Source organism: Janthinobacterium sp. 64, from assembly GCF_002813325.1.
Classification (GTDB): domain Bacteria; phylum Pseudomonadota; class Gammaproteobacteria; order Burkholderiales; family Burkholderiaceae_D; genus Janthinobacterium.
Genome location: NZ_PHUG01000001.1, coordinates 452,773 through 475,992, shown reverse-complemented (window position 1 = coordinate 475,992; position 23,220 = coordinate 452,773). Strand labels below are relative to the sequence as shown.

Sequence of the window (23,220 nt, the reverse complement as noted above, 5' to 3'; positions counted from 1 at the left end):
GGCGACAGGAGTGCTACGCGTCTGTACGCGAACGTACCTTCAGCCTCAGACTGCGCCGGGGCGTGCCGGCGCCGCCCAGCGCCGCATGGCCCGTGTGGCGCGCACAGTGGTCGAGCGCCTGGCGCAAGGCCGTATCGACATTGCGCAGCGACATGTCATGCCGCTCGGCCACCTCCTGCCGGGTCAGCTCGTCCACGCGCAGCGCTTCGAGCACTTGCTGGTGGCGCCGCGGCAGTAGCGCGACGGCCTGCGCCAGCCGGCGCACGTCCGCCTGCAGCTCGGCCAGGCGTTCCGGCCCTGCCGCCGTATCGGCCAGGAAATCGACGAGGCCGGCAGCGCCAGCGCCAGCTCCACCGCCATCGCCTTCGTCCGCATACAGCCAGGCGCGGTTGCGGCGCAGGCTGTCCATGGCCGCATTGCAGGCCACGCGGAACACATAGGCGACGGGGCTGTGCGCCAGCGCCGCGCCGTCCCATGCCGTCCACGCGCCCAGGCGCAGCCAGGCGTCATGCAGGCTGTCGCTGGCCAGTTCGGCGCAACCCAGGTGGCGCGTCAGGCGCCGGTGCAAGCCTGCATAATTGCTTTCCAGCACCGCTTGCAGCTGGGCGCCCTGCCCTGGCGCCGCCACGTCGTTGGCCGCCTGCAAGCGGGGCCGGATGGCGGGCCGGTACCACTGCATGCCCACCATGCGCAAGGGATCAACCGTACTCGCCAGACGGGCCATCATGGCGACAACCTGCTGCGCTCTTGCGCCGTCAGCTGGCGCGTGGCCGATTCCGGCAGCGGGCCCAGGCCCAGCACGCGCACGGCGCTGCGCGGGTTGTAGTCGGCCGCCTCGGTGCGCGCGCCGTCCTGCGGCGCCGCTTGCGCGCTGTCGGGCTGCGCGTCGCTGCCAAAGCCCAGCACGCGTACCGTAAACACCGATGGCTGCGCGGAACGGGTGGCGGCGCGCTCGCGCTGCACCACGTCCTGCGCCGCCGCCGTCGCCTGCGTGGCAGCCGCGCTGGCGTTCGTCATGGCGGCCACGTTGACGGACGCCACCGTCGGCATGCCCTTGGATTCGCCCTTGACCTGGATATTCGCCGCGTTCATCACGGTCAGCGCGGCCAGGTTGACGCTGCCCGACACGCGGATGCCCGCCTCGCCCGCATCGATGGTACCCAGCGGGGCCAGCAAGTCCACGTCGCCGGCCGGCACTTCGGCAATCGGCGCCAGCGTGGCGATGCCGGCGCCCGTGCTCGGCACGTCGGACGACAGGGTCACGTTGCCCCAGTTGTCATACACACGCTTGGGCGGCGTGTAGACGATGGTCGACTTCGAACCACGGCCTGCGTTGATGTCGCCCGCCGACGACCAGCCGAGGATATCGCCGCCAAACGTCGTCATGATGCGGCTCTGGCCCAGCAAAATACTACCGTGCGAGAACAGGTCGATGTTGCCGCCGCCCTTGGTGATGACGCCCGAGGTCGACGGCGGCGCCTCGCCTTCGATGCCCAGTACCTGCTTGCCGCCCGGTGTCAGCATCTGGATGCCGCCGCCGAAGTTGGTGTGCACGTAGCCGCTGCGGGGGAAGTAATCCCTGCGCTGCTCGCCGTCGTTCCACTTGGAATACAGGCCGCGGTACATGATGATGTCGCCCGCATAGGCAATCGCCTTGCCGTTCGCGTCCGTGGCCGGCGCCAGGGCCGCGATGGCGTTGCGGCTGCGCAGGAAGCTGCCATAGCGTGCGCTGTCCGCATCGTTGAACTCGCGCCCGCCCGCCTTCAGTTCCGCGAAATACACGTCGCGGGCGAACACGCGCTGCTGCGGCTCGGGCAAGGCGAGATAAAAGGCCTGCGCCTCGGCGGCCGTGCCCTTGAAGCCGTAGCGTTCACCGAGCCAGGTGGCCAGTTCGCCGCCGTACGATTTCACCACCTTGCCGGCCTGCTCGGCCAGCGGCACGCCCGACTGCGCCACGTTCGCCGGGTCAAGATAGGGCTTGACGAAGCGCAGGTAGTCGAGACCGGCCGCGCCCACGCCGGCCTGCATGGCGATGCCGGCGCCCGGGCGCTTGTCTCCCGCGACGACGGGACCGAGGCTGACGACGCTGCCCTTGTCCTGCATCAATATGTTGCGTCCGGCGCTGATGTCGAGCGTGCCGGGGCCGGCCACGTTGAAGGAGCTGTTCAGGATATCGCGCCCGGCCGAGACCACCGACACGTCGAACGCGTTGTTGTGCACGAACAGGTTGCTGTAATTGCTGAACATCATGTCGCCACCGCCCGTGCCGTCGATGGCTTCCAGCAGCGCCGTGCCGCTGCCGACGATATCGCGGCCCGCCTTCATCCACACCGGTTGCGCCCCCTCGTACCAGGTGACGCCTGCGTGTTTGGCATCGTAGAACGCGACCATGCGGCCGCTATTGACGCCGATCAGATCGCCCTTCACGGCGTAGATGCGCGCCGCTTGCGTGCCGCTGTTGGCCGGACCGGCGGCGGAATCGGGGCCGAAGGCGAACAGCGGAGCGTTCCACTGCGACGACGGCACGCCCGTGCTCGAAACATTGCCGCCCAGGGCAGTCTGGCTGCCGGGCCTGAGGTTCCAGGCCGCGAAGGCTGGCTTGAACGGCGTCGCCATGCTGTCGGCGGCCGCGCCGGACTGGCTGACGGCGTAGCCGCCCGCATAAATGGAATCGCCGGCCAGCCATTCCAGCTGGGCGTTTGGCGACGGCGCCAGCAGCAAAGGATCGGCATACGCGGTTGCGCCACCCCAGTCCGTGATGGTCTTGCCATAGTACAAGCTGCCATTCGCGGCCGCGGCCCGCACGATGGAGGGATAGACGACGGCCAGGTCGGTGGCCGTGCCGATCGGCGCGGTCAGCGGCGTCATGTTGCCTCCGGCGGAGAACAGGTCGAGCGCCGTGCGCGGCGTCCACAGGCTGAACCAGCTGTAGCCGGCGCCCGCTTCGCCCGCTGCGCTCGTATACGACGCGGCGTTGAACATCGGTACGCGGCCGGGGTCGGCCACATCCTGCAGCACCTGGTCGCCCAGGGTGGCCACATTGAAAGTGGCGTCGCCGGGCACCAGGGTCATGCCGCCCTGCGGCGTGGCGCGGGTGGCGCGGAAGGCGTCGAAGGCGCGCGTTTCCAGCGGCACATGGTCGGTCGAGCGCGTGCCGTACTGCAGCGCGACCTTGCCCAGCTGGGCAGCGGCCACCTCCACGTGACCGCGCAAGTCGGCCAGCGCGCCATTCAAGTGGCCGCCGCCGGACTGCCTGGCCGGATTGAGGCCGCCACCCACGCGCAGGTCCAGGTCGCCGCCGCCCGTCAGTTGCAGGCTGCCGTCGGCCAGCACGCGGCCCGTGCTGCCCACGGCCAGCAGCAAGCCCTGCGAACGCGGATTGATGCTGATGTCATACACGGTGGCAACCTTCGGTGCCAGCACGCCCGCGTCGCCCGCCACCTCGGCGCGCACATTGCCGCCGCCCAAGGTGCCGAAGCCCGTAAAGCCCAGCACGGTATCGGCCAGGGTATCGCGGCCCACATAGCTGCCGAAATTGATCCACCACGCCGTCGGCTGGGCCGGACCGCCCGTGTCCACGCCACCGCTGCCCTGGCGCCACAGCCAGTTGCCCACCGCCACCGAATCGCCGGGACCATCCTTGCTGACGGGGCGCCCGTTGGTGGCGGCGGACGCGCCGACCAGCGAGCCGCTCAGGTCGCCGGCCACCCGCAGCAGCAGATTGCCACCCTGGTCCGGATACCAGGCGCGGTAGAGACTGTCTGCGCCGCCATCGACCAGACGCTCATGCGCGCCATCGGGGTTGGACAGCACCGTGCCGTCCAGATTGCGCGCGCGCGGCAGGTTGTACGGGTCGCCGGCCGCCGTCGCCACCGACGACATGCCGGCCGTGTACACGCCGTACAGGCTGTCCATGCGCAAGTCGCCGCCGCTGACGAGATCCAGGTCGCCCGTGCCCGTGCGCAGCACGCTGTAGCGCAGGCTGGACGCCTTGTTGTCATACGTGGGGTTGGATGTGCCGCACCAGGTGGGGTTTTCCTCGCACATGGTGGGCCAGCCCAGGCCGGCCAGGTCGACCACGTCGCCCGCCTTCACGCTCGGGTCGGCGAATTCTTCGGCGCCGGCCTTGGTCCACACATAGGCCAGCTTCAGCACGCACATGCTGGCGTCGCCAGCGCAAAATTCCGCCACGGTCTGGCCGAACTGGCTGATGAATTCCTCGGTGATCGGTTCGCCCGCCACGATGCCGACGATGCCTTCGCGCTCGCCCAGCTCCTGCGCCGCCTGCGTCCAGTACTGCACCCCTTTCGGCGGGATCATGATGCCATACATGCCGTAATGGCTGTCGGCCAGGCGCAAGGTGCCGTGCGACGGGTGCGCCTGCACGCTGCGCGTGTCGGCAGCGTCCAGGTCGGCGCCGGCCGCCAGGCGCATGCCCCACGATTGCGAACCTTCGGCCAGCATCGGTGCGATGGCCCACAGCTTGCCCTGACGGCCCGCCTCTTCCGGACGCAGTTCGATGGCATCCACGCCGGGCAACAGCTTGACGTCCGTGCCGTTCGGGATCAGCGCGCCGACGGGCAGCTCCACTTTGCCACTGAGGGTGACCACGTTGCGCTCACCCAGCAAGCCCGGCAAGGCAACGCCTTTCGGCCAGGTCATGGCGCGCACCTTGACCATTTGCGCGACCACGCTGCCCGCGTCGAGCCGCATGCCGGCAGTAAAGGTCTGTTCCGTGGCCAGCAAGGTACCCGCCGCGTGGACGATATTGCCGGCGCTGTCGCGCACGGCGGCCGCCAGGACCGTGCCGGCCGGCAAGGTGAGCACCTGGTTCAGGACCACATCCACGGGCAGGCGCGTGTTGGCGCGGAAACTCAGCGCCTTGACGGGCACGTCGTAATTGAGTGTGACGCCGCCCGGGAAGATGGTGCCGTCGGCCATGGTCACGCCCGTGCCCGGCACGATGACGTCGCTGCCGTTGATGTCTCGCCCCGGCAACAGCAACCAGCCCTTGTCGTCCTGCGTGGACGGCGGCGGCGCGAAGCCGTCATTGATGCTGCCATAGATATTCAAATCGCCGCCGGCGCGCAGCAGCAGGCTGCCCACCTCGCCAGAGCCGCGCGCATTCGTTACTTGAAAACGCGGGTTCAGGCTGGCGTAACGCATGCCCGACAAATCCAGGTCGCCCTGCACCACCAGGTCGCCGTCTGGCGTCTTGCTGACGATATCGACGCCGGGACGCAAGTGCAGCGCCTCGGCATACGCGGCCGTGTTCAAGCCCGCCAGCTTGCTGTTGCGCAAGTTCGTGTTGGCCAGCGCCGCATTGATAAACGCCGTGCTGTCCGCATGCTTGCTGTCGAGGTATGCCTGGTTGACCACCTGATACGGGCGGCCACTGGCCGACAGGTCCGTGGCATAAGCCGCATCGTCGTAGCGCTGCATGGCATTGATGGCGATGGATTTCGCGCCGCGGATGGTAAAACCGCTGCCGCTGGCGATGGCGACGTCGCCGAAGGTGGCCGCGTCTGCGTCCGTGCGGGAACCGCCGCTGCCCAGGCGCGGCGCCGTCAATTCCACCGTGCCGCGCGCGGCGCCGTCGTATTCACCCTTGCCCTTCCCAAGCACGGCCGCCGTGCCGTGGCGCACGTCGATCTGCGCGCCGCCGGCCAGGTCCAGCACGCCCTCGCCCGCGTTCAGTTCCACCGTGGCGCGGTTCGGGCTATCGATGATCTTGCCATAGCTGTCGACGCGCAAGACGGTGCCATGCGCGTCGAGCACGGCGTTGTTGGCCAGAGTGACGCCATGCTTGCCGGCCAGGCGGATGCTGCCCACGCGCTCGCCGCTGGCGTCGATCACGCCGGCCACCGTCAGGCGGCCGTTGTCGAGCGATACCTGCACTTCGCCTGCCTTGAGTTCATTGCCGATGGTCAGGTCGCCCTGCTTCAGCTGGAAGCTGCGCCCGCCCGTCACGCCGCCTTCGCTCAGGCGCTTGTTCAGCGACGCGAACTGGCTGTCCAGGGTGCCACTTGGGCCCAGGGTTTGCGCACGCACGTCCACGCTGCCCAGCTTGTACGGCACCACGGTGCCGCCCGCGTCGTAGCTGCCGCTGGCACCACCGAGTATCTTGCCTTGCAGCTCCACCATGCCGGCCGCGCCATCGAGGGCCACGGCCTTCAGGCTGCCGGCGCGGTTGTTCTCGGCCGACAGGTCGATCACGCTGCCGTTCGCTGCGCGGATATCGCCGACGCGGCTGTCCAGGGTCACGTCACCGCCCCAGCTGTATTTATCCACGTCGAAGAAAGTGCTCTTGCGGCCCGCCATGTCGATGCGCGCGGCGTCGGCCACAGTGATGTCGTGCTGCGCGCTGATCGTCAGCTTGCCGCTTGGCAACACCACGGCTGTCGCCACCGTCACGCTGTCGCCGTTCAAGGCCAGCTGGGCGCCCAGCGCGGCGTTAGTTTTGGCGAAAGGGGTTGGCGCGCCGGCCGGCGCCGTCACGGCCAGCGCGCCGCCCGCCGTGTAGCTGTGCGACGAACCGGCCTCGCCCGTCAGCAGCGGCGTGCTGATGTTCAGGTTGCCGCCGCTGTACCGGAAGCCCTTGCCCGTTTCATACGCGCCCTGCGCCTCGTAGACGGACAGGCTGCCCTTGTGGTTGGCCGTGACCTGGCCCGACGCTTTCAGGTTGACGGTGCCAAAACCCAGCGCCATGCGGTCGAAGGTGGCGACGCCGGCCGGCTGCGTGAAGGGGCCGAAGCCGAAATCGATGCGTTCGGCCTCCAGGTTCAGGGTGCCGCTGCCCGTGCCGGCGCCGCGCGCGATCACATTGCCGGGCGCCGACAGGGCGCCGCCCCAGATCAGGTTGGCCGTGCGGATGGTCGCCACCGTGCCGGCACCGCCCTGGCCATACATGGCCGGCGTGGTCAGCACCAGGCGCTCCAGGTTCGATTTTCCGCTGACTTTGTCGTAGGTGTCGAGCACCACGTCGCCATAAAAATTGACGCTGTCGGCCGCGTTCAGCATCAGCGCCTGCAGCGCTGGCGCGCCCGTGCTGGTGTCGCCGCGCAGCAAACGGTCCAGCAGACCCTGGTTCAGGGTCAGACCGGCGGGACGCGTGCCGCCGGCCTGGGCCGCCGCCAGCGCCTCGTTCGAGCCGATATTGATGGCGCCCACAGCCAGGCTCAGGTTGCGCGTGCCGTAGCGGGCCGTGTCGTCGAGCTGGAAGCTGCCGCTGGTCGCCAGCAGCAAGGTGCCTTCCGAATACAGGCTGGCCGTGCCGGCGCAAGCGGCGGCGCACATGCCGATGCGGATGCCGCCGCGCGTCGCGCCGCTGACGGGCGCCACATTGAGCAAGCCGTTCGACGCGGCCAGCACGTGCACGTCCGGACGGCTCTGGTAGATAAAGCCATCATTGGCGTCGTACGCGGCCTTGCCGCGTCCCAGGGTGTTGATGCCGGCGCCGGGCGCGATATCGATCACGCCGTCGCCCAGTTCAGAATTGCCCGGATCCTGGGCGACGAGGAATACTTCGGGCGCCGACAGGACGGCGCCGGCGCGCAGGTAGATGGCGCGCGCCGACTGGACGCCGAAGTTCACGTAATTGCCGCCCTGGCCATATTCCACCGTGGGCGCATTGCCCACCACGATGCGGGCCGCGCCGATATTGTTCAGGCTGGAAGCGCGTATGCTGACCTGTTTCGCGTCACCGCTGGCCGGCGCGCCATCGGCGAGGAGCTCGATCTCGCCAGCGGAGGTATTGCTCGACATCAGCACCACGGTGCCGCCATAGCCGCCCTCGGCCGCGCCGAACTTGCCCGTGCCGTGGAACTGGAACGTCTCCAGGCCGCCGCCGGGCGCCAGGTTCAGCTTGAGCGTTTTCGCATCGGCCGGCAGCATCGCGCGGGGAATGCCCCGCGTTTGCGCATCGGCCAGGGCAAACGCGGCATAACCCATTTCGTTGTACTGGGAATACGTGCGCACGACCTTGGCCGGCGTGATGATCAGCTGGCTGGCCAGCGGCGCGCGGATGTCCGTGCCGGCGATCGACAAGGTGCCGGGCGCGGCCCAGGAACCGTTGCGCAGCGGCTGCGCCAGCGTACCGGCGCTGCCCTGCCCCGCCAGGCCGTTCAGTTCCACGCGGAAGGCGCCCGGCAGCAGGGCGTAGGTCGACGGCATCAGGGTATAGGTGCCGGCCGCCAGGCCAGGCACGCCGTTGCCTATCGTCACCTGCCGGCCGATGGCCGCATCGGCGGCGCCCGAAGGCGCTTGCGGCGCCTGCACACCGGGCACGATGGCGTACACGGGATTCGTCGCCAGGCCCGGCAGGATGAAACCGCCGTTCGCATTCACTTGCGCCAGCGGATGATAGCGCGCATCGGTGGAACCGCCGCGGCCCGCGATGAAGCCGGCGCCCGTCAGTTCGCCGCCGCCCGACAGGTCGAGCAGTGCGCCCGGCTGCACCTGCACGGCCACGCCGGCCATTTCCACGCCGACGCGCAAGCCGCCCTGCGCATTGAAGCCGCCCACGCCCATGAAGGTGGCCAGCTTGCCGTCCACGTTCCAGCTCTGGCCATCGACGGTGCCGCCATACGGCATGACCAGGCCGGCGCCGCTGACGGAGCTGATGCTGTTGGCCAGCAGATTGACGCTCAGGCTCTTGTCATTTTCATAGCGGGCCGCGCCGATGGCCAGGCGCCCCAGCGGTGCGCGCACCACGCCGCCCTGCTCGATATGCGCGGCCTCCAGTTCCAGCGAGCCGAAGGCGGAATACGGCATGGCCGGCAGGCTATCCGTCGTGCGGGCGATGCGCAGGCTGCGCGCCGGATCGTAGCCGAACTTTCCATCCGTGCGGCCATAACCGACGCGTACGGCGGCGCCGGCGCCCGTGTCCGGGTACAGCTGGGCCGCAGCAAGGGTCATGTCGCCCGGCGAGGACAGCACCGTCGTCGCCTCCGCGCCGCCCCAGCCCAGCGGGGACAGCAGGAAACGCAAGTCGCCGCGGCTGCTCAGGCGCACGTCGTCGGCAACGATATTGACGAGGCCACGCACGTCGATCAGGTCGCCCGCGATGCTGACCTGGCCAGCCATCGGCGACTCCCCGGCCGTGCCTGGCGTGACATAGAAATCCTTGCCGGCCGGCTTGATGCTGGCCAGGCGCACGTACGGCGCCGTAACGCTGACCTTCGCGCCGGGCTTGCTGCCTGGTGTCAGCACGGGCGCGCCGTACAGCTGGAAGCTTTGCTGCAGATGCAGCGACACGTCGCCATCGAAGGAGGCGGCGCCCAGCAGGGCCAGGCTGCCGAAGCCGCCCGCTTCCACTTGCTCGACGGAAAAACGCCCGTGGCCGTACTGCAGCGTTGCCGCCGCGTCCCGTGCGCTCACGTGTTCAGCCAGGTCGCTGGCGCCCTGGCGCTGCGTCAGCGCCAGCTGGCGTCCCTGCAGCACCTTGTCCGTGGCCAGCACTTTCAGGTAGACGGGGGTGCCCGTGGCCACGGACAGGCTGCCGCCCGCCGCGCCCGCGCCGCCCGCCCGGGCCAGCAGCTGGCCGTCCAGGTACAAGCCATTGTTCGACGCCAGCGCGATGCTGCCGCCCGCGCTGGCCACGTCGATGGCCGCGCCGTTCACATCGAGCACCGCGTGCGCGCCGGAAGCGTCGAGCACGGCGCCGTCGCGCACGACGACGAACAGGCTGGCCGCCGACGTGCTGCCCTGCGCATGGTCGATCTCGCCGCCGATGACGATGCTGCCGCCATCGATCACCTTGCCGTAGCGCCGGCCCTGCACGTCCGTGGCCGTGACGGCGCGCGAGGCCACGTCGAGCACGGCGGTTTCGCCTATCCACAGGGAACGGCCATGGCCGGCCGCTTCCACCGCTTCGGACACATTCACGGCAACGCCCACGCCGCCGAGGCTGATCTTGCCGCCCCAGGCGTTCAGCCGCCCTTCCACCGTCAGCTGGCCCACGCTGGCCAGTTTGATGGACTGGCCCGCATCGACATTCACCACGGCGCCCTTGCCGACCAGCAGCTCGGCGCTGGCCATGTCGGCCGCATCGGACTGCACGTCGCCCACCTGCAGGGCCAGGCTGGCGCCCTTGCGCTGAGTCAAGGTGCCCTTGAGCGCGTTTTCCGTAAACTGTTCCGGCGTCCACAGCGCCAGTTTTTCATTGTCCACCACGCGCAGCACGGGCATGCGCACGTCGACCTGCGTGCCGTCCGCCACCGTCACGCCCTGCTTGCCGAGCAGGCTGTAGCTGGAAAAACCCTTGTCGAAGAAGTCGCCGCCCAGCTGCAGGGTGCCTGCCCCGGGTTTTTCCATGTGGCCGATCACGATCTGGTTCGCCTGCAATTCCAGCTTGCCGCCACCGGCCACGCCGTGGCCGCGCACTTGTGCGCCCTCGCCCAGCACCAGGTCGGCTTCCGGCCCATAGCTGGCCAGGGCCACGTTGCCGCCCTTGCCGCCCTGCTGTTTCGCCTGCGACAGGATGGCCGCGCCCGAGGTCACGTCGATCAGGCTGCCATTGCCGATGCGCACGTCGCCAAACGCGCGCAACGATACCGTGCCGCCGTTCAGGTACGGCAGGCCGGCGGCGGCCAGCGGGTCGCGCAGCACGCTGCTGAGCAGACCGCTGGTATCGAGGGTCACGCCATCGGCCAGCAGCAGCTTGCCCGCAGGCCCGCCCGGGTTGACGACGGTGTCCAACATGCCCAGCGCGCCGATCTGGTTCAGCACATTGCCGGCCAGGATGCTGCCGCCATGGCTGCGCAAGCTGCTGTTGATGGCCACGTCATTGCCGAACAGGGTGATGTTGCCGCCGTCGGCCACTTGCAGCGCGCTGTCGACGGTGATCGCGCCCTTGGCGGCGAGGCGGATGGCGCCCAGTTGCTGGCTGTTCAGTAAATTGGTGTCGAGCAGCAGCCTGCCCTCGCGTTCAGCGTCCAGCGCGCCAGTCACGCCGAGGCCGGCGGCGATGCCGTCCTGCACGCGCGTCAGGCGCACCTCGTCCATGACGGCCGACAGCGCATGCTGCAGCACGCCCGTGCGCTTGTCGAACATCGGCTGGTACTGGCCGACGATCAATTGACCCCGCTGCGCGGCCGCCAGCTGCGACTGCTGGTAGCCGTCGAGCAGCGCTTGCGGTGTCTGCGTCTGGCGCTCGCCCTGGAAGACCTCGCCAGCAATCGCCCCTTCCAGCACGGCCGACCCCGTGGCGATGACCAGCTTGCCCGCGTCGCGGCCCACCGTGTAGCCGTTTTCCAGGCGTTTTTGCGCGGCGATCAAGGGACTGGCGTAAAACGCGCTGGCATCCTTGCCCCAGCGCGCGTGTTCTTCCTCGTAACCCTTGTACACGCCAAGATAGGCCAGGTCGGCCGGCGCGCTGCCCGCTTCGTACAGCTTGCCGTCCGCGCCTTTCAGCCAGGTCTGGCGCAGCGCGCCCGTCTGCACGTCGAGGGTGCCGCCCGACAGATTGATGCCGGAGCCGGCCTGCGTGACGACATCCTTGCCGCCGAAGCTGACCGTGCCGCCCTGCGCCATCCATTCGCTGACGGAGTGACCCTGCGTGCCCAGATAACCGGCCACTTCCAGCAAGCCGCCGGCCGTGTACCAGCGGTCGCTGTCGTAGCCGTTCGTGCCCTTCGGTACGAACACGAGTTTGCGGCGGTCGACCCAGATGCTGTTGTTGATCAGGGCCTTGCCGTCGCGGTTGACGGGCGCATCGCGCTGCTCGTTGCCCTGCACATTGATTTCGATATTGTTGGCCGCCATGGCCACCTTGACGCCCACGGCGCCGGACACGTCAAGCTGGGCGCCATCGCGCACGAGGCTGCGGCTGGCCGCATTGACGGCGATCTGGCCGCCCGTGGCCAGGGTCAGCGAGTCACCGATGAATTCCACCGTGCCGGCGCTGCCGATCTCGATGCGCGACTGGTCGCGGCGGTCGTTGACGAGCGAGATATTCTGCTCCGCCGACACGGCCGGGCCGCGCATGGCGTCGCGCTGGCTGTCGAGCGCCGTCGTCTTGCCATCGTCTTCGACGAGGATGGCCGTGGTGGCGCCGCGTCCCACGGTGACGGCAGCGTCGCTGCCCAGGGCGTTCAGGTGCACGGTGCCGCGCGTGGCGGCCGTGGTAGTGGCGAGAACGACACCTTCCTGACGCACGTCGCGGCCCGCCAGGGTAATGTCGCCTTCACGCGCCTGTATCAGGCCCGTGTTGACAACCTTGCCCGCCGTGCCGCCGGCCGCGAACTGCGGCGTGACTTCGCTGCCGCGCGTGCTCGACAGCGGATTGCCATCCGTGCCCACGCCTTTTTTAATCGTAAAACTGTCGCCGGCGGCCAGCAGGGCCTGGCCCTTGGGCGTATTGATCTCGCCCCCGTTGTGCACCTCTTTACCCAGCAGCATCACGTAACCGCCGCCTTCCGTGCTGCCCTTGGGAGCGTTGCTGGCCAGGCGCGCACCCGCCTGCACCTGTACCTTGCCGTCCGCATCGGTGAACGTTGCGGCGCCGGCCGTGCCGGGGCTGTAGATGCCGTTTTTCTGGAATTGCGCATCGCTGATGCGGGCCGCTGCCGCCACCAGGCTGCGCGTGTCGACCTGGCTCGTGCCATTGAACACGATACCGTTGCGGTTGACCAGCATCACCGTGCCGTCGGCCTTGATCTGGCCCTGGATCTGGCTGGGACGCGCCAGCGGATCGTTGACCCGGTTCAGCACGGCCCAATCCTTTTGCTGCTGGAAGGTCAAGGTCGTGTCCTTGCCCACGTTGAAAGTTTCCCAGTTCAGGATGGCCTTGTCCGCCGTCTGCTGCACCACCACGGCCGTCTTGCCGTTCGCCACCGTCTGCACGGGACCCTGGGCATTGAGCCAGCCGGCCGTCAGGCTGTTGGTGTCGACCTGCAAGCCGCCCTGCGCCAGGCCATTTGGCACACTGGCGCCGCCGGCTGCCGCCTGGCGCGCCTGCGCCTGGGATGCTTGCTGCGCGGCGATGGCGCGCGCGGCCAGGTTCAGGTTGTTGAGCGAACGCTGCAACTGCTGGTTCGCCTGCTGTTGCTGGCCGTCGGGACGGCTGCCCAGCGGCAGCGGCTGGCCATTCGGCAGGCGTCCCGACGTCGAAGCCGTGTTTTGCGCCGCGCCCTTGGCCGCGAACCAGCCGCCGCTGAACGCCTGCTGCGCGCGCGCCGGCGTGGTGAAGGCGCCCGCCATCAGCATGGTGGTCAGTGCGTAAGCGAGCGGCGTGAGCCGCAAGCGGCTGCCCAGCGTGGAGGATCGCTGCGCGCCCGTGTCGACGTTCGGGACTGGGCGCTGGGCAGTGTAAAACTTGGTCATGGCAATGGTTTCCTGGCTAGAGAGTAGGGAACGGAGCCTGGCGGTGGCGCAGGCGTCCATGCCTCCATGACGTAGCTCGATGGCGGAAGGGATAATGATTTTTGAAAAATATTTTCAAATATTCTTAAATCAACCTGCCAAAGGGAAACACGGGATCAGCTGAGCAGCACGATGCCGCCTGGCAGGCTGGTCATTTGCGCGCCGTACAGGTCGCGTATCATCGCCAGCGCGCCATCGGTTTGCCCGATGGAAAAACGCATGCGCACCAGGCGCCGGCCCAGCTCGGCATTGCGCAGCAGCACGCGGCCGGGCCGGTAGCGGTTGATTTCATCGACCACGTCGGCCAGCGGCTTGCCGACAAACGACAGCGCACCCGTGCGCCAGGCGCTGGCCTCGCCCTTTGGTGCGGCCGTGGCCGCCTGCACGCCCCGTTCGTCGTACACCAGTTGCTGCCCCGCATCGAGAGTCTGGCGCCGCTGTTGCCAGACGACTTCCACGGCGCCCGCCAGGCAGGTGACGCAGACGGCGGCGTCCGTGTGGCGCACATTGAAGCGGGCCGACTGCGCCAGCATGCGCCCCGCCCCCGCCAGCACCGTCACGGGCTGGCGCGCGCCGCTGGCGAGGATTTCCGCTTCGCCGCCCAGCAGTTCGATCGCTTCCGGCGCGCGCACATCGATGCGCGTCTGCGTATTCATCTGCACTGACATCTGCTGCGACAGGGCCACTTGCCGCTGCTCGCCCGTGCCAGTGCGGTAGTCGGCGGCGAACTCTTGCAGCGAAGGCCAGGCACCCAGCGGCGGACGCAGGGCCAGCACGGCCACGCCGGCGGCCAGCGCGCCGCCGAGGAAGGCACGCCGTCCCGGCCGGAGGGGAAACGCCAGCACGTTCGCCCGCTGTGGCGCGGCGGCGCGGGTCAAGGCAGGATCGAGCGCCTGCCACAGGTGTTGCAGTTCGCGCCAGGCGCGCGCATGCTCGGGGCTGCGCGCGCACCAGGCGCGCAAGGCCTTGGCATCGGCCTGCGTGAAATCGTCGGAACGCAGGCGCGCCCACCAGGCGGCGGCTTGCTGGCCGATGGCAGTGTCGCTATGTTCTAGAGGGTCGCGTGGATCGCGGTCAGGTGCAGTCATCAGTTTCATCAATATTTACGGCGGCCCGACACATCGCTGCGCTGGACGGCCTCGGCGTCGGCCATGCACGTTTTACAGTGTTGCATGGCGGCCTGCAATTCTTTCTTCACCATCGCCACGGAAATACCGAAACGCTCGGCAATTTCTTCATTGAGCAAGCCATCGACCCTGGCGCCGGTCAAAATGGCGCGGCGGCGCGGCGACAGGCCCGCCAGCGCAGAGTCGAGCGCCTGCACGTCGAGCCGCGCCGAGACGATGCGCGCCGGGTCGCTGATGTCGTCGCCGGCCTCATCGGCCATGTGCATCAGCTCTTCGCGTTCGCGCTCGGTGACGATGATGCGGTCGCGGCGGTAGGCATCGGTGGCGATATTGGCCGCCATGCGCAGCAGATAGGCGTCGGGATTGTGGACGGGCGCGGCGGCCGGCCCCGGCGCCACCATCGCTTCGAGGCGCAGCCAGGTTTCCTGCAGCGCATCGGCCGCATGGTGCTTGCAGCCGACCACCCTTTCAAGGCGCCAGCGCAGCACGGCGTAGCGCGAACTGAGGTGGCGTTTGAGCTTGGTGCGCAGGTCGGGCAGGCTCATGGCGCGTTTCTACCCGGCACACCGGCGCAATCGACTTCGCTGCCCGGCCCTTGCGGCAGCAGCAGGATGGAGACGGGCTGCGGCATCGTGGGCAGCGGCGCGGCGCCCACGCGCATGCCCAGCACCACGCGCGCGATGGCCGTGTCGCGCGCGCGCAAACCCGTGCTGTCGAGCAGGTGCACGCGGTCCACCACGCCGGCGCGGTTCAGATACAGTTGCAGCGCCAGCCGGTAGCCGCCGGGACGCGTCTGCGCCGCGCGGCACAGCAGTCCCAGCAGCACGTGCTGCAAGCGGCTGACATAGGCCGCATGGTCGCCGCCGCCCTGCGTGGCGCCGGGAATATCGGCGGCGGCCACGACGCTGACTTGCGGCAATTCAGCTGCGGCCGGCGCATACACGATGACGGCTTGCGCATCGGACAGACGCGATAGCAGGCCCGTGCCTTCCAGCAAAACTTGCAGGGCCGCGTCCGCCGCATGGGGGCCGCGCACGGCGGCCGACTGGCGCTGCGCGTAGCGCTGGTCCATCAGCACGGCAATGCCCGTGCGGCGGCTGTACAGGTCGAGCGCATCGCCGAGGTTTTGCGCGGCGATATCGAACTGCAGCACGGGACCATCGGCCGGTTGCGCCCGCACCGGTCCCACCGCGGTCAGGAAACCCAGCAGTACCAGGTATCCCGCCAGCGCTAGCACATGCACGGATGCCGGGCTGCCTGTCATATCGCTATCGTGTCGCTATCGTGTGAGGGTGGAACTGCGTGGAAATGGGGTATTGCCAAGTAATAATTCTTGCGTCAACTGCAATAGCCTACACAGCAAACATGACGGCTTCGTGACATCAGCAGCGTGCGCAAATTTCGCCATGCGGGACGTCGGGCGCGGCGGCGATTTCGGCTACACTGGCTGCTACTCTCCCTTTCAGACGCCTGATGATCGAAAAGAATCTGCCCGAGCTGGTCATGCTGAAACGCCTCATCGACGAGGGCGGCAGCCACCTGGAAGTGGCCGCGCCCTGCAGCATCGCCATGGATGGGCGCGAGTTTCCCGTGTACTCGATCGCCATGGGCAATCCCAGCCCCGACGTGCCCGTGCTGGGCTTTTTTGGCGGCATCCACGGCCTCGAACGCATCGGCACGCAAGTGCTGCTCTCCTTTTTGGAAAGCCTGATCGCGCGCCTGCGCTGGGACGCCACCTTGCACCAGCAGCTGGAAAGCATGCGCCTCGTGTTCATGCCGCTGGTCAATCCGGGCGGCATGTGGCAAGCCACGCGCTGCAATCCGCAAGGCGTGGACCTGATGCGCAATGCGCCATTGAGCGCGCGCGAAAAAGTGCCGTTCATGCTCGGTGGCCAGCGCTACAGCGCGCGCCTGCCCTGGTACCGCGGCGCGGCGGAGGGACCGATGGAAGCGGAAAGCCAGGCCGTGTGCGACCTCGTCGAGCGCGAACTGCTGTCGCGCCAGTTCAGCATCGCCCTCGATTGCCATTCCGGCTTCGGCTTGCGCGACCGCATCTGGTTTCCCCATGCGCACACCAAGGTGCCCATCGAACACCTGGCCGAGATCGGCGCACTGGAAGAGCTGTTCAGCCAGAGCTACCCCAACCACAACTATGTATTCGAGCCGCAAAGCCGGCAATACCGCACGCATGGCGACCTGTGGGACTATCTGTACCTGAACGGCACCAGCTACAGCGGGCGCGTGTTCCTGCCGCTGACGCTGGAAATGGGATCGTGGCTATGGGTCAAGAAAAACCCGCGCCAGCTGTTCAACCGGGTCAGCATCTTTAATCCCACGGCCGCGCACCGGCTGCAGCGCGTGCTGCGCCGGCACCTCGTGTGGTTCGATTTCCTCATGCGCGCCGCCAGCAGCCACGGCCGCTGGATGCCGGAAGGCTTGCTGCGCAAGGCCCAGCGCCGGCGCGCGCTGGCGCAATGGTACGAATCATGAACGGAGCGCACACCTGGGTTTTATTGCGCGGCCTGATGCGCGAACAGCGCCATTGGGGCAGCTTTCCCGCCACCCTCGCGCGCGCCTTGCGCGGCGCCCACATCGTCACGCCCGATTTGCCCGGCAACGGCACGCACCACGCGCAGGACAGCGCCACCCGCGTGGCCGCCATGGTGGAAGACTGTCGCGCAGACTTGCTGGCCCGCGGCGTCGCCGCGCCGTACCACTTGCTGGCCCTGTCGCTGGGCGGCATGGTGGCCGTGGAATGGGCTAGCCGCTACCCGCAGGAAATCGCCCGCTGCGTACTGATCAACACCAGCATGCGGCCGTATAGTCCGTTTTACCGGCGCCTGCGCTGGCAGAACTATGGCGCGCTGCTGCGCCAGCTGCTGCTGGGCGACAAAAGTAGCCAGGAAAGTCTGATCCTGCGCCTGACCAGCCAGCGGCATGCTGGCGGCAATCCCGCGCTGCTGGCCGACTGGCTCAGTTTTCAGCAAGAATACCCGGTCAGCCGGCGCAACGCGCTGCGCCAGCTGCTGTCGGCCGCCCGCTACCGCGCACCCGCAAGCCGCCCCACCATGCCCGTGCTGGTGATGGCCGGCGCGCAAGACCGGCTGGTCGACCACCGCTGCTCGCAGCAACTGGCGCGCGCCTGGCAAGCCGATTGTTTGATCCACGGCGCCGCGGGCCACGACTTGCCCTTGGACGAGGGGGAATGGGTGGCGCAGTCGGTGGCGCGCTGGCTAGGGGGCGCAGCGGCAGAGCATCGCAAGATATCCACGACACAATCAATATGCCAATAGCACACCTGGCAGACAAACTGACGGCGCTGGCGCAAGCCGGCGTACGCGAACACGTTTTTCCGGGCGCGGCCTGGGCCGTGGGCAGCGTCGACCACCACATCATGGGCGCGGCCGGGCGGCTCACGCCCGAGCCCGCCAGCGCCGCGATGCAGGTCGACACCTTGTTCGACATCGCCTCGCTGACCAAGATCATCAGCGTCTGGTCGCTGATCGGCAGGCTGATTGGCCAGAAACGCCTGGCCCTGGACAGCCGGCTGGCCGACCTGCTGCCCGGCACGGCAGGCTATGCACTGGCGCCCATCACGGTTTTCCAGCTGCTGACGCACACGGCCGGCTTGCCGCTGCGCGCCCGCCTGCGCGCCAGCTATGGCGACGTGTACGACGATATCGTGCGCGGCGTGCTGCGCGAGCCGCTGGAAGGCACGCCGGGCGTAGCCGTGGAATACACGGACCGTGCAGCCCTGATCCTCGGCCTGGTCATCGAGAGGCTGCTGGGCATGCCGCTGGACCTGGCGCTGGCCGAGCATGTGCTGCAGCCTCTGGGCATGGCCGCCACGGGCTATGGTCCTGTGGCGCCACGGCAAGGCCAGCTGGTCGCGCCGACCGAGTACTGCGACGAAGCAGGCGCCCATCTTGCCGGCACGGTGCATGACTTTTCAACCCGGCTGCTGGGCGGCGTGTGCGGCATTTCGGGCCTGTTTTCCAACGTGCCGGACCTGCAGCGCTTCCTGCGGGCAATGCTGATTCCGCATGGCGCGGTGTTCGACGCCGATTGGGTGAGGGAATCGCTGACGGTGCGGACGGGGTCCTTGACTCCATCGCGTGGCCTGTTCTGGCACCCGGCGGCAGGCACCGGGCCGCAAGACGACGTCTGGTGCCACCTGGGCTTCACGGGCACGGCCATGTGGCTCAGCCCCCGGCGCGGCCGCTATGCAGTGCTGCTGACGAACAAGCTGTATTACACGCGCGCGTTCGACAGGATCAACGACATCCGGGGCGACTTCATGCGCTGCGCCTTCGGTCTCTGAGTCTTACAGCCGCAAGCTCACGACTATGGCCAGCAGCAGCGCGCCGGCCGCCGCCAGCAGCGCGCTATTAAAACTGTGCGACTGCGCATACAGGCTGCCGGCCAGCACGGGGCCGACGATCTGGCCCACGCCATACACCACCGTCATGACGGCCATCATGCTGGTCCCTGCCTTGACGGCGGCCCGTTGCGCGGCCGGCATGGCGACGGTCACCGTGCCGACGAACGTGCCGCCGACGAGGATGGCGCTGAGCAAGTAACCGGCGGCCGAGGGCGCCAGCACGGGCAAGGCCACGCCCAGCGCCTGCAGCAGCAAATTGAGCCTGAGCACCTGGCGCGTGCCAAATCGCTCGTGCAGGCGGTGCCACAGGAAACACGAGGGCGCCGCACCCAGGCCGAACACGGCCCACACGTGGGCTGAATTGAGTCCGGGCAAGGCCGTGCCGACCAGCACGGGCAAATACGTGGCCGTGACGATGTAACCGAGCCCAGCCAGTCCGTAGATCAGCACCAGCGGCCACGGCGCCACGGGCGCCAGCGCAATTGCGCCAACTTGCGCCGGCACGTCCAGCGTCGCCTGGCCGCTGGCGGCAATGGCGGGCGCGGCCGCCAGCCCCAGCAGCGCGGTGACGCCGGCCAGCAGCAGCCACATGCCGGCGCTGTGCCAGCCCAGTTGCGAAGCCAGCACCAGCAATTCGGCCGACACGGCGATGCCCGCGCCCACGCCCGCATACAGCAGCGGCGTGCCGCGACCATGTCCGCGCTGCACTAGCAGCCATAGCGAGGCGGCCACCATGGCCAGGGCGCTGAAGACACCCGCCACGCCCCGTACCGTCACGATGAGCCAGACGGGCATAGTCAAGGCCAGCACGCCCAGGCACAGCGCCGTGCCAGCCACCGACCACAGGCACAGCTGGTGCGCATTGTGGGCCCGCGCGCGCATGGCCAGGATGGCGCCCAGCAAATAACCGGCATAGTTGGCCGAGGCGGCCAGGCTGCCGTCGCGCAAGCTCAAGATGCCTTCCGCCACCATGTGCGGGTAGATGGCCGTAAAGGCGAAACGGCCAAAGCCCATGCCGATGGCGAGAATGACGGCCGCCGCGATGGCCGCGCGCAGCCTGGCGCCCGCGCTCATGGGGACGCCTGGTCCACTTGCGCCAGCAACTGCTGGAAGGCGGGCACGTCGAACCCGGCGCGCCACACGAGCATGGTGTCGGCGTGCCCAACCGACAGTGTTTTCAGGGTGGCAGGCGCATCCGACAGCGCCAGCACGCTGGCCGGCAACACGGTCACGCAGGCGCCGGCCGCCACGCAGGCGATCATGGTGTGATACGAGCTCATTTCCTGCACCTGCCACTGCGTGCTGCCGGCCACGCCCAGCAGCTCTTCGGCGATGCCACGGTAGGTACAGCCCTGCGGAAAGGCCGCCAGCGAGCGCGTGCGCACGTCCACGGCGCGGCGCAGCGGCCCTTCGCTGGCCGGCAGCAGCAAACACAGTTCTTCGCGCCACACGGCCGTTGATGCCAGGCCAAGTTCCTCCAGCGCGACGGCGCCGCCGAAGGCGGGCGGCAAGGCGACGAAGGCGCAGTCGAGCAAACCCGTGCGCACTTGCTCGATCAGGGGGCGCGACGGCCCCGTGCTCAGCGCCAAACGCGTCGCCGGATGGCGGGCGTGATACGCGGCCAGCAGCGCCGGCAGGCGGCTGGCCGCCGTGCTTTCCATGCTGCCCACGCGCAAGGTGCCGCCCTCGCGCCCGCCCGTGACGACGTGCCGCGCTTCTTCCGCCAGCGCCAGCAAACGCTGCGCGTAATCGAGAAAGCGCTCGCCCGCCGCCGTCAGGGCCATGCGTTTATTCGCGCGCACAAACAATTGCGCGCCGATATCGGCTTCGAGCTGCTGGATGCGCGTGGTGACGCTGGACGGCGCCCGGCCCAGCCGGGCTGCGGCCTGGGTGACGCTCAGTTCACTGGCGACAGAGCAAAAAATCCGCAATGATTCGGACTCCATCGTATTCCCCCTTTGAAAATGATTTTGCTATTATATTCTCAAAATACGAATTGAATGCAGCATCCTCAACTTCATGAAGGAAACATCATGACTTCAATCCAGCCCTTCCTCGACCGTCTCGGCTTGCAATTTCCCATCATCCAGGCGCCGATGGCCGCAATCTCCACGCCCCGGATGGCCGCCGCCGTCTCGAACGCGGGCGGTCTCGGCTCGCTCGCCATCGGCGCGGGCACGGTGGCGCAGGCGCGCCAGATGATCGTCGACACGCGCGCGCTGACGGACCGCCCCTTCAATGTGAATGTGTTTTGCCATGCGCCGGCCGTGCGCGATGCGCAGCGCGAAGCGGCCTGGCTGGCCCATCTGGCGCCCCTGTTTGCCGAGCTGGGCGCGGCCGCGCCCGTGGCGCTCGACGAAATCTACGAAACGTTCATCGGCAATGAGGCGGCATTCGCCCTGTTGCTGGAACAGCGCCCCGCCGTCGTCAGCTTTCATTTCGGCGTGCCGACGCAGCAGCAGATTGCCGCCCTGCGCCAGGCCGGCATCTACACCATGGCCACGGCCACGAATCTGCGCGAAGCGACCCTGATCGAACAGGCGGGAGTCGACGCCATCGTGGCGCAAGGCGTGGAAGCGGGTGGACATCGCGGGGTTTTCGACCCGCAAGCGCCGGACGAGCACCACAGCACCAGTGTGCTGCTGCGCCTGCTGGCGGGCCACACCACGCTACCCCTGATCGCCGCCGGCGGCATCATGGATGGACAAGGTATCCGCGCCGCGCTGGACCTGGGCGCCGCAGCCGCCCAGCTGGGCACGGCGTTCGTGCTGTGCCCGGAATCGTCGGCCAATGCCGGCTATCGGGCCAACCTGAAAAGCGCGCGGGCATCGGCCACGCGCCTGACCAGCGTGCTCTCGGGCCGCCTGGCGCGCGGCATGGTGAACCGCTTGATCGAGTATGGCGAGGCGCCAGGCAGCCCGCCGCCAGCCGACTACCCCGTCGCCTACGATGCCGCCAAACAATTGAACGCGCTGGCCAGCCAGCACGGCAACAGCGAATTTGCCGCACAGTGGGCCGGCCAGGGCGCCCCGCTGGCGCGGGAAATGGGGGCGGCGGAACTGGTGTTGACCTTGGCCAGGGAAATGGCGGCTTGAAGTCAGCATGCCGGCCAGAGAGATATCTGGCGCGAGGCTGCGGCCGCAGTACTCAGGTGGCGGTCCTGAATTGCATGCCGGGCGCATCTTCCGGTCGCGAGGAAAATTCCAGTTTTTCGTAGAATAGCGACTTGCCTTTGGCGCTGAAAAGCTGGACATCCGCAATGCCGGCGTCGCGACAATCGTCAAGAATGGAACTGTCGTACAGTGCCTTGAACGCCTCGGCGCATGGCTGATCGGATGTGTAGTTGATATTCATAGGCCAGATTGCATGCATTATTATTTCTTCGGTATCATTCCCATCGTACCCAGCCACGTTTCAACCAAGGTGGGCCACTTCGTGATTGGAAACTGCGTAGGACGGAGCCCGAACGCGTGCCCTCCCTCGGCGAACAAATGCATCTCAACGGGTACATTCGCATTCTTCAGGGCCGCATAATAAAGAAGAGAAAACTCTACCGGGTCTACCGGATCGTCTTGCGCATGCAGCAGGAAGGTCGGAGGTGTTTGACTGGTGACTTCAATGCTTGGGTTCAGCCTTGAAAGGTCGTCTCTATAGTTGACCGACATATGGCCAGGATAAAGAGACACCGCAAAATCGGGACGACAGCTTTCCTCGTCTGCCTTGTCGACAGGCGCATATATCCGCTGATGATGCGTACTGATAGACGCGACCAGGTGACCGCCGGCAGAAAACCCCAGCACCCCGATCTTGTTCGGGTCAATTTTCCAGTCAACGGCATGATGGCGAACGAGGCCCAACGTTCTCTGTGCATCTTGCAACGCCGTATGCGTCCTTGGAATGACACGGACATTACGGATTTGGTCCCAGTGGGGACCTGATCCGGGGACACGATATTTCAACAGCACGCACGTAATACCAGTCGATGTCAGCCAGTCACAAACTTCCGTTCCTTCCAGGTCGATGGCCAGCCCCCAATAGCCTCCGCCGGGAAAAACGATAACGGCAGCGCCCGTGTTTCTTCCCTTTGGCGAGTAAATTGTCATCGTCGGCCGCGTGACGTTATCCAGTTCCAGCCAGGGCCTTCCTGCGATGAGCCGATCTTCCCGTAACGTCACCTCGTCTTCCGGCCCGGCGGCTGATTTCGCGTCAGGTATCACTCCTGGCCAGATCGGCAATTGCTGGTATCCGCTGGCAGGCTGCCATGCAGCAGCATGCACATTCGTACAAGCAAACACCGCGATAATACTGAAAAGATATTTCACAGGATTTCATTCCAGACATGGTGAGCCG

The 23,220-nt window shown here is 67.6% G+C and carries 13 protein-coding genes; 4 read left to right on the top strand and 9 right to left on the bottom strand.

Annotation, left to right across the window (positions count from 1 at the left end; genetic code table 11):
- Positions 1 to 13 precede the first annotated feature (13 nt).
- The 5 genes from CLU91_RS02130 to CLU91_RS02110 form a co-directional block, all read right to left on the bottom strand.
- Complete coding sequence (locus tag CLU91_RS02130; protein WP_100872782.1) at positions 14 to 727, bottom strand: RNA polymerase sigma factor; 714 nt, start codon at positions 725 to 727, stop codon at positions 14 to 16.
- Positions 724 to 13,323, bottom strand: coding sequence for a filamentous haemagglutinin family protein (locus CLU91_RS02125; protein WP_100872781.1), 12,600 nt, complete (start codon positions 13,321 to 13,323; stop codon positions 724 to 726). The genes CLU91_RS02130 and CLU91_RS02125 overlap by 4 nt, the downstream gene beginning before the upstream one ends.
- A 155-nt stretch (positions 13,324 to 13,478) precedes the next feature.
- Complete coding sequence (locus CLU91_RS02120; RefSeq protein WP_100872780.1) at positions 13,479 to 14,450, bottom strand: FecR family protein; 972 nt, start codon at positions 14,448 to 14,450, stop codon at positions 13,479 to 13,481.
- An 8-nt stretch (positions 14,451 to 14,458) separates the two neighbouring features.
- The gene (locus tag CLU91_RS02115; RefSeq protein WP_100872779.1) at positions 14,459 to 15,034 is read right to left on the bottom strand and encodes an RNA polymerase sigma factor; all 576 of its coding nucleotides are present in this window, start codon (positions 15,032 to 15,034) and stop codon (positions 14,459 to 14,461) included.
- The gene (locus tag CLU91_RS02110; protein ID WP_100872778.1) at positions 15,031 to 15,753 is read right to left on the bottom strand and encodes a hypothetical protein; all 723 of its coding nucleotides are present in this window, start codon (positions 15,751 to 15,753) and stop codon (positions 15,031 to 15,033) included. Before CLU91_RS02110 ends, CLU91_RS02115 begins: the two co-directional genes overlap by 4 nt.
- Before the next feature lie 209 nt (positions 15,754 to 15,962).
- Between CLU91_RS02110 and CLU91_RS02105 the strand changes: the two genes are divergently transcribed.
- The 3 genes from CLU91_RS02105 to CLU91_RS02095 are packed head-to-tail and all read left to right on the top strand — an operon-like array spanning position 15,963 to position 18,810.
- Positions 15,963 to 16,979, top strand: coding sequence for a M14 family zinc carboxypeptidase (locus CLU91_RS02105; RefSeq protein ID WP_100872777.1), 1,017 nt, complete (start codon positions 15,963 to 15,965; stop codon positions 16,977 to 16,979).
- Positions 16,976 to 17,782: an alpha/beta fold hydrolase gene (locus CLU91_RS02100; RefSeq protein WP_100872776.1), complete on the top strand. Its 807-nt coding sequence runs from the start codon at positions 16,976 to 16,978 to the stop codon at positions 17,780 to 17,782. Before CLU91_RS02105 ends, CLU91_RS02100 begins: the two co-directional genes overlap by 4 nt.
- Complete coding sequence (locus tag CLU91_RS02095; protein WP_100872775.1) at positions 17,773 to 18,810, top strand: serine hydrolase domain-containing protein; 1,038 nt, start codon at positions 17,773 to 17,775, stop codon at positions 18,808 to 18,810. The genes CLU91_RS02100 and CLU91_RS02095 overlap by 10 nt, the downstream gene beginning before the upstream one ends.
- A gap of 3 nt (positions 18,811 to 18,813) precedes the next feature.
- On the opposite strand, the gene CLU91_RS02090 is transcribed toward CLU91_RS02095, so the two are convergent.
- Entirely contained in the window at positions 18,814 to 19,944 is a 1,131-nt protein-coding gene (locus tag CLU91_RS02090; RefSeq protein ID WP_100872774.1) for a YbfB/YjiJ family MFS transporter, read from the bottom strand.
- Positions 19,941 to 20,816 (bottom strand): LysR family transcriptional regulator, encoded by an 876-nt coding sequence (locus tag CLU91_RS02085; protein ID WP_100872773.1) that lies wholly within the window; start codon positions 20,814 to 20,816, stop codon positions 19,941 to 19,943. The genes CLU91_RS02090 and CLU91_RS02085 overlap by 4 nt, the downstream gene beginning before the upstream one ends.
- An 87-nt stretch (positions 20,817 to 20,903) precedes the next feature.
- Here CLU91_RS02085 and CLU91_RS02080 point away from each other — a divergent pair, with 87 nt between their 5' ends.
- On the top strand, positions 20,904 to 21,965 hold the full coding sequence (locus tag CLU91_RS02080; RefSeq protein WP_100872772.1) for an NAD(P)H-dependent flavin oxidoreductase: 1,062 nt from the start codon (positions 20,904 to 20,906) through the stop codon (positions 21,963 to 21,965).
- 52 nt (positions 21,966 to 22,017) lie between these two features.
- Here the strand turns inward: CLU91_RS02080 and CLU91_RS02075 are convergent, their stop codons facing one another.
- Both CLU91_RS02075 and CLU91_RS02070 read right to left on the bottom strand, forming a co-directional pair.
- A complete protein-coding gene (locus tag CLU91_RS02075; protein WP_100872771.1) occupies positions 22,018 to 22,224 on the bottom strand; it encodes a hypothetical protein in 207 nt (68 codons plus the stop codon).
- Between the two features lie 20 nt (positions 22,225 to 22,244).
- Positions 22,245 to 23,192: an alpha/beta hydrolase gene (locus CLU91_RS02070; RefSeq protein ID WP_100872770.1), complete on the bottom strand. Its 948-nt coding sequence runs from the start codon at positions 23,190 to 23,192 to the stop codon at positions 22,245 to 22,247.
- Positions 23,193 to 23,220: the final 28 nt, after the last annotated feature.

Bases quoted from the DNA above. Each gene is read 5' to 3' on its own strand.
- CLU91_RS02100 (WP_100872776.1), top strand. From the start codon at position 16,976: ATGAACGGAGCGCACACCTGGGTTTTATTGCGCGGCCTGATGCGCGAA.
- CLU91_RS02075 (WP_100872771.1), bottom strand. From the start codon at position 22,224: ATGAATATCAACTACACATCCGATCAGCCATGCGCCGAGGCGTTCAAG.
- CLU91_RS02080 (WP_100872772.1), top strand. From the start codon at position 20,904: ATGACTTCAATCCAGCCCTTCCTCGACCGTCTCGGCTTGCAATTTCCC.
- CLU91_RS02090 (WP_100872774.1), bottom strand. From the start codon at position 19,944: ATGAGCGCGGGCGCCAGGCTGCGCGCGGCCATCGCGGCGGCCGTCATT.
- CLU91_RS02110 (WP_100872778.1), bottom strand. From the start codon at position 15,753: ATGACAGGCAGCCCGGCATCCGTGCATGTGCTAGCGCTGGCGGGATAC.
- CLU91_RS02130 (WP_100872782.1), bottom strand. From the start codon at position 727: ATGATGGCCCGTCTGGCGAGTACGGTTGATCCCTTGCGCATGGTGGGC.
- CLU91_RS02085 (WP_100872773.1), bottom strand. From the start codon at position 20,816: ATGGAGTCCGAATCATTGCGGATTTTTTGCTCTGTCGCCAGTGAACTG.
- CLU91_RS02115 (WP_100872779.1), bottom strand. From the start codon at position 15,034: ATGAGCCTGCCCGACCTGCGCACCAAGCTCAAACGCCACCTCAGTTCG.
- CLU91_RS02125 (WP_100872781.1), bottom strand. From the start codon at position 13,323: ATGACCAAGTTTTACACTGCCCAGCGCCCAGTCCCGAACGTCGACACG.
- CLU91_RS02120 (WP_100872780.1), bottom strand. From the start codon at position 14,450: ATGACTGCACCTGACCGCGATCCACGCGACCCTCTAGAACATAGCGAC.
- CLU91_RS02105 (WP_100872777.1), top strand. From the start codon at position 15,963: ATGATCGAAAAGAATCTGCCCGAGCTGGTCATGCTGAAACGCCTCATC.
- CLU91_RS02095 (WP_100872775.1), top strand. From the start codon at position 17,773: ATGCCAATAGCACACCTGGCAGACAAACTGACGGCGCTGGCGCAAGCC.